The sequence below is a fragment of the Streptomyces lycii genome (assembly GCF_009735685.1).
GTDB lineage: Bacteria > Actinomycetota > Actinomycetes > Streptomycetales > Streptomycetaceae > Streptomyces > Streptomyces lycii.
In genome coordinates this window covers 1-10,016 of the sequence record NZ_WHPN01000119.1, presented here as the reverse complement: position 1 = coordinate 10,016, position 10,016 = coordinate 1, and the positions used below count along the sequence as shown (strand labels likewise).

Below are 10,016 nucleotides of genomic sequence, written 5' to 3'. Positions count from 1 at the left end.
GCGCTCCGGCGCGGCGGTGCTGGGGTCCAACGGGTCGTCCGTCCTGATCGGCGTGGTGCGTTCCACGAGAGCGGTGTGCTCTACGAGACTAGGGGTCCGCTCCGACAGCGCGGCCCCCGGCCGCCGGGCGGGCGTCCGTCCGGCCACCCCGCCGTCCCGCCAACCCGCCGTCCCGCCCTCTCGCCGACCGGTCACCCCGTCACCCCGTCACCCGCCACCCGCCGCCCCCACACCGGCAGCGGGACACCAGCGGGACACCCGCAGCCCGCCCCCGTACGGAAGCCGCCGGTCTCACCCCGTACGGACACGGCCGCCCGCTCCGCGCGGGACGCGCCGCCGGTCCGGTCCTCCGTCCGGTTCCCGCTACTGGTCCGACGAGAAGCGCACGGCCCCGGCCGGGATCCGGGCCGCGCACCACACGCGGACACCGTCCCGCAGTTCGTTGTCGGCGCCGACCTCCGCGCCGTCGCCGACGACCGCGCCCTCCAGCACCGTACGGGCGCCCACCCGGGCCCCCGCGCCGATCAGCGAGTCGTGCACGCGGGCGCCGGGCTCGACGACCGCGCCGTCCAGGACCGTGCTGCCGTCGACCCGGGCTCCGGCGCCCACCGTGGCGCCCGCGCCGACGACGGTGCCGCCGGTGAGCTTCGCGTCCGCGGCGACGTCCGCCCCGGGCAGCACCAGCCGGTCGCCGCAGCGGCCGGGCACGGCGGGCGACGGGGCGCGGCCGAGGACGAGGTCGGCGGAGCCGCGGACGAAGGCCTGCGGGGTGCCGAGGTCGAGCCAGTACGTGGAGTCGACCATGCCCTGGAGGTGTGCCCCGGCGGCGAGCAGCCCGGGGAAGGTCTCGCGTTCGACGGAGACGGGGCGGCCCGCGGGGATGGAGTCGATCACGGAGCGGTTGAAGACGTACGCGCCCGCGTTGATCTGGTCGGTGACGATCTCCTCGGGAGTCTGCGGCTTCTCCAGGAAGGCCGTGACGCGCCCGTCGGCGTCCGTCGGCACGAGACCGTAGGCGCGCGGGTCGTCGACCCGGGTGAGGTGCAGGGAGACATCGGCGCCGGAGCCGGTGTGGGTGTCGACCAGGGCCCGGATGTCGAGGCCGGTGAGGATGTCGCCGTTGAAGATCAGCACGGGCTCGTCCGGGCCGGAGCGCAGCCGGGAGGCGACGTTGCGGATGGCGCCGCCGGTGCCGAGCGGCTCCTGCTCGGTGACGTACTCCAGATGGAGGCCGAGGTCCGAGCCGTCACCGAAGTACGGCTCGAAGACCTCGGCCAGATACGACGTCGCGAGCACGATGTGCTCCACACCGGCCGCGCGGGCCCGGGCGAGCTGGTGGCTGAGGAACGGGACACCGGCCGCCGGCACCATGGGCTTGGGCGTGTGCACCGTGAGCGGGCGCAGCCGGGTGCCCTTGCCCCCGACCAGGAGGATCGCTTCAGTCACCGTTGTTTACTCTGCTTCCTGCCGGGCCGGCGGTGGTCGGCGGCCAGTGTATGCAGACCGCCGACCCCGGTCGGCAGGACGCCGGAACCCGGCCGGGCGGACCGGCGGCGGCCCGGTCAGCGGCCCTGGAGCCGCCCGGCGGTGCTGCGGACCTTCCACAGGCTGCCGTAGAGCTTGGCTCCGGGGCATTCGGTGGCGAATCCGTCGCGGTGCCCGGAGATGGCGTTGAGCGTCACCCGGGTGCCCTTGCCGTACTTGTTGCTGCCGCCGGACACCATGGTGACCTTGCCCTTCGCGTTCACCCGGAACAGTCCGAGCTTCCAGGCGGTCAGTTTGGCCACACCGTCGAGGGCGTCCTTGGGCGGGGTGGCGCTGCCGAAGGTGCCGAGGACGGCGATGCCCATGCTGTTCTCGTTGAAACCGAGCGTGTGCGCGCCCATGACGGCCCGGGCGACCCCGCCGGCGCGGCCCTCGTAGATCTGGCCGCACTTGTCGACGAGGAAGTTGTAGCCGATGTCGCGCCATTTCAGGCTCTGGGTGTGGTAGCGGTAGATACCGCGAATGACGGAGGGCGCCTGCTTGCAGCTGTAGTTGTTGCCGGTGGCGCTGTGGTGGACGAAGGCCGCCCTGACCGTGTTCGTGTACCTGAACTGGCTTTCGCGCCAGCTCTCGTTGGCGCCCCAGCCCCGGCGGATCATGATTCCGGGGCGCGGGCCGACGCCGTCCGCGGCCCCGGCCCGCTCGTCCTCCGGGCCGGCGGGGGCCTCCTGCTGCGCCTTGATCTCGGTGGCGCCGATCTCGGCGAACTCCGCGTTGACGGCCGAGGCGGCGGCCTCGGCGGCGGTCAGGTCGCCGTCCGCGGCGCGGTGGCCGCCGGCGGCGGGGGCCGGTCCGGGGTCGACCAGTTCCAGCCGGAGGCCCTCCGGAAGCGCGGCGGGCGCGCGGTCGGCCGGTCTCTCCGGCAGCACGCGGGCTTGCACGGCGTCGGAGTCGCCGACCCAGACCGGGGCGGTGCCGCCGCGGCTGCGTTCACCGGAGCCGGCGTCGGGTGCGTCGTTGTGCGTCTCGAGGTCCCGCCAGCCGGACCACTGGCCGGAGCGGGCGTCGCGGGTACGGATCTGGGCGCGGCCGTGGAGCTCCGAACCGGCCTCGTCCCAGACGACGCCGGCCATCGAGAACGGACGGACCTCCCGCTGGGCCAGGCCCCGGGTGGTGGCGCCCCGGTCGCTGCCCGCGAGCGGCCGCAGCGGCAGGGACTGGGTGCTGCCGCCGGGTGCTGCCGCGGCGGGGGCGGCGGCCGTGCTCCGGGGGGCGGAGCCGGCTGCGGCGCCTGCGGGGACGGCGAGGGGGAGGGCGAGAGCGGCCGTGCAGGCCACGCCGATCGAGGAAGCAAGGAGTGCACGCATAACGGCATGTTGGGCATAAAACGGCTTAACTGTCCATCCGTAAGATGACGGACAGTCGACGTTGAATCGCACGAAAAGGTGCATCCACCAGTCGTCCGGCCGCCCCTCCCCGCTTCCGCGGCCCGCCCCGGCGCGTACGCTGGGCCGGGTGAACGCAACCGATCGCACCCCGGCCGACCTGCTGCGATCCGCGCTCGCCGCGGACCCGGCGCGCCCCCTGGTGACGTACTACGACGACGCCACCGGAGAGCGCGTCGAACTCTCCGTCGCCACCTTCGCCAATTGGGTGGCGAAGACCGCGAACCTCCTCCAGGACGAACTGGCCGCCGAGCCCGGCGACCGGCTCGCCCTGCTGCTGCCCGCGCACTGGCAGACCGCGGTCTGGCTGCTCGCCTGTTCCTCCACCGGCGTCGTCGCCGACCTGGACGGCGACCCGGCCGCGGCCGACCTCGTGGTCAGCGGCCCGGACACGCTGGAGCGGGCCCGCGCGTGCTCCGGCGAGCGGGTGGCGCTGAGCCTGCGCCCCCTCGGCGCGCGCTTCCCGCAGCCGCCGGACGGCTTCTTGGACTACGCCGTCGAGGTGCCGAGCCAGGGCGACCGCTTCGCGCCGTACGCGCCGGTGGACCCGGACTCCCCCGCGCTCGCCTTCGCGGGCGCCGGTGAACTCACCGCCGCGCAGGTGGTCGAGCAGGCCCGGGCGGACGCCGCCACCCGCGAGCTGACCCCGGTCTCCCGGGTGCTGTCGGCGCTGCCGTACGACAGCTGGAGCGGACTCTCCGCCGGGCTGCTCGCGCCGCTCGCGGCCGGTGGCTCCGTGGTGCTCTGCCGCCATCTCGACCGGCTGTCGCCGGAGGCGCTCGACCAGCGGCGGGAGAGCGAGCGGGTGACGGCGACCGCGGGCTGACCGCCCGCGGTCCGGCGCCCCGCGGGGGCCGGGCCGCCCGGCCCCCGCGGGCGGACTGCCCTCCCGGACCGCCGGAACTGCCCCCGCGTCCCACCGGCCGCTCCGGCCCGCCCCGCACCGGCGAGATCGCCGGGAACTCCGTACAACCCTGCGCCCGTTTTTCTCGTCTACACCTGAAAACCGGTGGCCGCCCGCACGCATCGATCGCCGCCGATCTTCGTGAGGGATGGACGAGAGTGAGCGAGAGCGCCGGCACGCCCGCCGAGCCACCACAGGAGCCACGGCGCAGGCGTCCCTGGCTCCGCCGCACCGCGCTCGGCGCCGCCGTCGCGGTGCTCGCCGCGGCGGGCACCGGCTGGGCCCTCTACCAGCAACTGGAGGGCAACATCCGGACCGACCGGGACACCGCCCGGGAGCTGGAGCAGCACTCCGCCGACCGTCCCGCCGCGGTGGTGCACGACGCGCTGAACATCCTGCTCATCGGCTCGGACTCGCGCGGCGGGGGCAACGGGGCCTACGGCCGGGACACCGGCACGCAGCGCTCGGACACCACGATCCTGCTGCACCTCTCCGCCGACCGGGAGAGCGCCACGGCCGTCAGCATCCCGCGCGACCTGATGGTCGACATCCCGGCCTGCACCCAGCCGGACGGCACCCGGAGCGAGGCACGGTTCGCCCAGTTCAACTGGGCCTTCGAGTTCGCCGGTGCGGGCTGCACGATCCGTACGGTCGAGGAGTTCACCGGCGTCCGCGTCGACCACCACATGATCCTGGACTTCAGCGGTTTCAAGAACGTCGTGGACGCGGTCGGCGGCGTGGAGGTCTGCCTCGAGGAGCCCGTGGACGACCCCGAGGCCCAGGTGACGCTGCCCGCGGGGCAGCAGACCCTGCACGGCGAGGACGCCCTCGGCTATGTCCGGGCCCGCTACAGCATCGGCGACGGCAGCGACACCGAGCGGATGGCGCGGCAGCAGGAGTTCCTGGGCTCCCTGGTGCGGAAGGTGCAGAGCGACGGCGTACTGCTCAACCCGGGCCGCCTCTACGACCTGCTGGACTCCGTGACTTCCTCCATCACCACGGACCCCGGGCTGGCATCTCTGCAGGATCTCTACGACCTCGCCACGAGCATGCGGGAGATGCCGTCGTCCGGCGTGCGATTTCTCACGGTGCCGCGGCAGCCTTACCAGAACAACCCCAATCGGGACGAACTGGTGCAGCCTGCCGCCTCACAGCTGTTCGAAGCCCTGCTGCACGACCGCCCGGTGACCGTGGAACCCCGGGCGGAAGAAGCGCATCAGAACGAGCAGGAAGGGCCGGGAAGCGGAAGTGCGAGCGGATCGGGCACGATGGGAACGGAGAGCGGGGCACCCCCGTCCGGGACGCCGGAGGCGGAACGGGACGAGGGGCAGCCCGGGTACCGCGGGACGACCGCGGAGACCGGAGCCTGTGTTTGAGGCGTGTGAACAACGCCCCAAAGGCTCGAAAGTATTGGGCGGAATGCCCAGTTGTAAGCACGTGGAATGTGTCACCGCCGTCGCTCGACTCCCGGCCGGACGGATAGTGTGAGCGCCCCGGCGCTCAGGACCAGCGCCGATGCAGCACGGGGAGAAGGACGGACAGGGCGTCTTTGAGGGGGAGGACGCCGCGTGGCACCGACGGAGGAAGCAAACGACCGTGGACGCGCAAGGCCGTGGGCGGGCGGACGACATCGACCCCGCAGACCAGTGGGTGCTCGACCCGAACACCGGTAATTACGTACTGCGACCGGCCCCTCCCGCAGGGCGACAGGCGCCTCCCGTGCCCTCCGCGCAGCACAGAGTCCCGCCCCAGGCCCCGGGCCCCCGGGCCTCCCGCCGCCGCGCTCCCGTCGAGGACGACGAGGACGTACGCCCCGAGGTACCGCCGCAGCGCAACCGCCGGGCGGGCAGCCGCGCCGCGGCCAAGGCGCCCGGCGGCCGGCGGAAGTCCCGGGCGAAGAAGTCCGGCAAGAAGAGGGCGCTGTACTGGACCGGCGGTGTGATGGCCTTCGTGGTCGTCGCCGGAGCCGCGACCGCCTTCGCCCTCTACAACCACTTCAACGACAACATCAGCACCGTCGACATCGGGGACGCGGGCGCCGCGACCAGCGACGGGCCGTTGAACATCCTCGTCATCGGGACCGACGCCCGGACCGGCAAGGGCAATCAGGGCTACGGCGACGCGGGCAGCCCCGGCCACGCGGACACCACGATCCTCTTCCACGTCTCGGAGGACCGCAGCAACGCCACGGCGGTCAGCATCCCGCGGGACCTGATAACCGACATCCCCGACTGCCCGACCAAGCAGGAGGACGGCTCCACCAAGATCATTTCTGGTGAGCAGGACGTCCGCTTCAACACCAGCCTCGGCCAGAGCGGCCGTGACCCCGGCTGCACGATGCGCACCGTGAAGGAGATGACCGGGCTCGAGGTCAACCACTTCATGATGGCGGACTTCAACGCGGTCAAGACGCTCTCCTCGGCCGTCGGCGGCGTCGAGGTGTGCCTCGCCAAGGACATCGACGACCCGAAGTCGCACCTCAAGCTGCCGGCCGGAAAGCACACGCTGAAGGGCGAGGACGCCCTCGCGTTCGTCCGCACCCGGGCCTCCGTCGGCAACGGCGGCGACCTGAGCCGGATCGAGATACAGCAGCAGTTCCTCAGCTCGATGATCCGCAAGATGAAGTCGGGCGACACCCTCACCGACCCCGGCAAGCTGTGGGACCTGGCGACGGCCGCCACCAAGGCACTCACCGTCGACACCGGGATAGGCACCATCAACAAGCTGAAGAACCTGGCCCAGGACATCAGCCGGGTCGACACCAAGAACATCACCTTCGCCACCGTCCCGGTGATCGACAACCCGGCCGAGACGGTGAAGACCACCGTCGTCCTCAACGAGAAGCCCGCCGAACAGCTCTTCTCGATGATGCGCGAGGACATCTCCCTCACCGAGGTGAAGAAGAAGGAGAAGGCGGCGAAGGACAAGCAGGAGAAGGCCAAGACCGAGGGCCCGAAGGCGGACCCGTCGGAGGTCCGGGTCGAGGTGCTCAACGGCGGCGGCCCGATCGGCGCCGCCCAGTCGACCCTGGAGTGGCTGCAGAACACCGAGGGTGTGCGGCTCTCCAGCAACGGCGGCAACGCCCCGGGCGAGAAGCAGGACAAGACGACGCTCGAGTACGCGCCCAACCAGGCCGACCAGGCACGCGCCCTGGCCGAGATGATGGGCCTGCCCGCCTCCGCGCTCAAGCCCGGCAGCAAGGACGCCGCCGCGGACGAGTCGATGACGCTCACCCTCGGCGCGGACTTCACCGCCGCCGGGGAGCCGGTCAGCGCCCCGAGCAAGGCCCCGGAGGACATGCAGCGGGTGGAGGCCGACAAGTCGGTGTGCGCGGAGTAGTGAACCGGGTCGGCCCCCGGGCCGTATGACGGACAACAGCACGGGGGAGGCCCGATGCGGCAGACGAGTGCCCAGCGGAGCACCGAACAGTACGGAGGTCCCGACGCCCGGGAGCTGGGCTGGGACGAGAGCCTGTACGAGCACGGCGGCGATCCGGGAGAGCTTCCGGATACGGGGCCGCCCGCGGGGGCGGCATCCGCGGACGGCGGAAACGGCAGCCGGCACGGCGGGCGGCGCGGCAGGGGCAGCGGCAGGGCCCGCCGCGTACTGAAGTGGACCGCGATAGTCCTGGCCGTGGCGATACTCGCCACGGCCGGCGCCGGCTACCTCTACTACCGCCACCTCAACGGCAATCTGGAGAAGGACGAGCTGAACCTCGGCGAGAACCGGCTCGACAAGAGCGCGCCCAACGCCGACGGCAACACCCCGCTCAACATCCTGCTGCTGGGCTCGGACAGCCGTAACTCCGAGGAGAACGTCGAGCTGGGCGGCGCCCGCGACAACGCGGGCCGCAAGCCTCTCGCGGACGTGCAGATGCTGCTGCACGTCTCGGCCGACCGCAGCAACATGTCCGTGGTCAGCGTCCCCCGCGACACCCGGGTGACGATCCCCAAGTGCACCGACCCGGAGGACGGCACGGTCTACCCGGAGACCAGCGCCACCATCAACTCCAGCCTCCAGCACGGCGGGCCGGGCTGCACGGTCGCCACCTGGGAGGAGCTGACCGGGGTGCCCATCGACCACTTCATGATGATCGACTTCGCGGGCGTGGTGGACATGGCCGACGCCGTCGGCGGCGTGCCGGTCTGCGTCAGGGCGAACGTCCAGGACCCCAAGTCGGGGCTGCGGCTGGAGAAGGGCGAGACCACCGTCAAGGGCGAGCAGGCCCTGCAGTGGCTGCGCACCCGGCACGGCTTCGAGAACGGCAGCGACATCGGCCGCGCCAAGGCACAGCACATGTACATGAACTCGATGGTCCGCCAGCTCAAGGCCGGAACGAAGCTCACCAACCCGGGCAAGCTGCGCAATCTCGCCGAGGCGGCGACCAAGGCCCTCACCGTCGACCCCGGCCTGGGCACCGTCGGCAAGCTCTACGACCTCGGCAACGACCTCAAGCGGGTGCCGACCGCCCGGATCACCATGACCACCATGCCGTGGACCGAGGACCCGCAGAACCCGCTCGCGCATCTCGTCCCCAAGCCCGGGGACGCCGACAAGGTGTTCTCCCTCATCCGCAACGACATCGCGCTGGACGGCAAGGACAAGAAGAAGGCCCCGGAGGAGGACGCCGAGTCGAGCGACCCGGCAGCGCCCCGGGGAGAGATCCCGGTCACCGTGCAGAACGGCACCGGCACCGTGGCCCAGGCCCCCGTCACCGGGCGGGCCGCGGAGGTCACCGCGGAGCTCGGGCGGCTCGGCTTCGCCCGCGCCGCCGCCGACGCGACCCCCAAGTCACAGGCCGACACCACGGTTTCGTACCCGTCGGACGATCTGCGCGGCGACGCCGAGGCCGTGGCGAAGGCGCTCGGGCTGCCCAGGAGCGCCGTGCGCGTCACCCAGGGCGTCGAGGAGGTGACCCTGGTGGTCGGCGCGGACTGGCGTACGGGGGCGAAGTACCCGGAGAAGCCGGAGAGCGGCGAGGAGGACAACAAGGCACCGGAGAGCGCCGATCCGCTCAACGGCGACGACAAGTCCGCCTGCATGGACGTCAATCCGGAGTACACCTTCTAGCCGGAGTACGCGCTCCGGCGAGCCCTCAAGCTGCTCGCCGGAGCGCGCCTGCCCGCCGGAGTGCGTCGCCTGCTCACGGGAGCGGCCCGCGGTACGCCCGGACCGGTCACGGGCCGCGAAACGGTCACGGTACGCCCGGAGCGGCCGCGGGCGCCGCCGTCCCGGGCTCGGCGCCCCCGCCGCGTCGCGCCCGCACTACTCCTCCCGCCTGATCCACTCGCCGCCGCCCAGCGGATAGTCGTAGCCGGGGCGGCCGGCACCGGCACTGGTGCGGAAGGGCTCGCCTTCGTTGTCGATGTGCACGGTGCCGCGGCGGTCGCCGCTGGACCAGTCCAGCGAGAGGTCCCAGCGGACGTCGTGCGCCCTGGTGCGGGCGGTGACGTAGAAGACCTCCGGGTCGGACTCGCTGACCTTGTACGGAAAGTCGCGCCCGCCGCCCTTGACGGTGACGGTGGGGCTGCCGTTGTCGAGGTCGATGCCGAACGGCGTGGTGTGGACATTGCCGCCGCAGCCGACGCCCATCGAGTAGTCGTTCCAGGCGAGGGGGGTGCCCTTCGCCACGACGCGTACGTGCAGGGCCTCCAGGACGACGGTGTCCTCCCCCGTGCCCTGCACGGTCAGGGCGACGCGCTGCTCCCCGGAGGAGACCGCGCCGTACGCGGCCGCCCAGCGGGGCGCGTCCTGTTCGGAGACGGGCGGGCCGACGTGCTCGGGCTCGCTGTCGACGAGGAAGTGCTGGCTGCACGGGCTCTCGTAGTCATAGGGGTTCACGGCGACGTTGAGGGCCGGGCCGCCGGGGTGACCGGTGGACTCCGGGACCGGAGCGGAGGATCCGCCGGTCCGCGCGCCGCGGGACGGGCCGGTGGATGCCGGGGCGGACGGCCGCTCGCCGGTCTTCCGGTCCGCCCCGCGGGCGGCGGGAGCGGTGCCGGTACCGGTGCCGGTACCGGAGGAGGCTGCTCCGACGGGCGTCTTGCGGTCACCGCCGTCACGCCCTCCGGAGAGCGGCAGATTCATGGCGGCCACGACGATTACCGCGACGGCGGCCGCGGCGACGGCGCCGACGAGCGCGGTGCGGCGCCCGCGGGGCCGCACGGGAGCGGACACGCCGT

6 protein-coding genes and 1 pseudogene are annotated in these 10,016 nt (G+C 72.7%); 4 read left to right on the top strand and 3 right to left on the bottom strand.

From position 1 onward, the window contains the following. Positions 1-363 precede the first annotated feature (363 nt). A complete protein-coding gene (gene manB, locus GCU69_RS05240; RefSeq protein ID WP_098752199.1) occupies positions 364-1,446 on the bottom strand; it encodes a mannose-1-phosphate guanylyltransferase in 1,083 nt (360 codons plus the stop codon). Positions 1,447-1,562: 116 nt separating this feature from the next. Further along, complete coding sequence (locus GCU69_RS05235; protein WP_156205251.1) at positions 1,563-2,852, bottom strand: peptidoglycan recognition protein family protein; 1,290 nt, start codon at positions 2,850-2,852, stop codon at positions 1,563-1,565. Positions 2,853-3,000: 148 nt separating this feature from the next. Between GCU69_RS05235 and GCU69_RS05230 the strand changes: the two genes are divergently transcribed. The 4 genes from GCU69_RS05230 (at position 3,001) to GCU69_RS05215 (ending at position 8,904) form a co-directional block, all read left to right on the top strand. After that, positions 3,001-3,756, top strand: coding sequence for a TIGR03089 family protein (locus GCU69_RS05230; RefSeq protein WP_098752204.1), 756 nt, complete (start codon positions 3,001-3,003; stop codon positions 3,754-3,756). 236 nt (positions 3,757-3,992) lie between these two features. Further along, positions 3,993-5,210 carry an LCP family protein gene (locus GCU69_RS05225; RefSeq protein ID WP_235978244.1) on the top strand — a complete coding sequence of 406 codons (1,218 nt, stop codon included), beginning with the start codon at positions 3,993-3,995 and terminating at the stop codon, positions 5,208-5,210. Between the two features lie 220 nt (positions 5,211-5,430). Continuing rightward, positions 5,431-7,173, top strand: coding sequence for an LCP family protein (locus tag GCU69_RS05220; protein ID WP_156205250.1), 1,743 nt, complete (start codon positions 5,431-5,433; stop codon positions 7,171-7,173). Between the two features lie 54 nt (positions 7,174-7,227). After that, positions 7,228-8,904, top strand: coding sequence for an LCP family protein (locus GCU69_RS05215; protein ID WP_156205249.1), 1,677 nt, complete (start codon positions 7,228-7,230; stop codon positions 8,902-8,904). Positions 8,905-9,099: 195 nt separating this feature from the next. On the opposite strand, the pseudogene GCU69_RS33475 reads toward GCU69_RS05215, so the two are convergent. Further along, a pseudogene (locus tag GCU69_RS33475) lies at positions 9,100-10,016 on the bottom strand (transcriptional regulator); the annotation flags it as partial.

Bases quoted from the DNA above. Each gene is read 5' to 3' on its own strand.
- GCU69_RS05215 (WP_156205249.1), top strand. From the start codon at position 7,228: ATGCGGCAGACGAGTGCCCAGCGGAGCACCGAACAGTACGGAGGTCCC.
- GCU69_RS05235 (WP_156205251.1), bottom strand. From the start codon at position 2,852: ATGCGTGCACTCCTTGCTTCCTCGATCGGCGTGGCCTGCACGGCCGCT.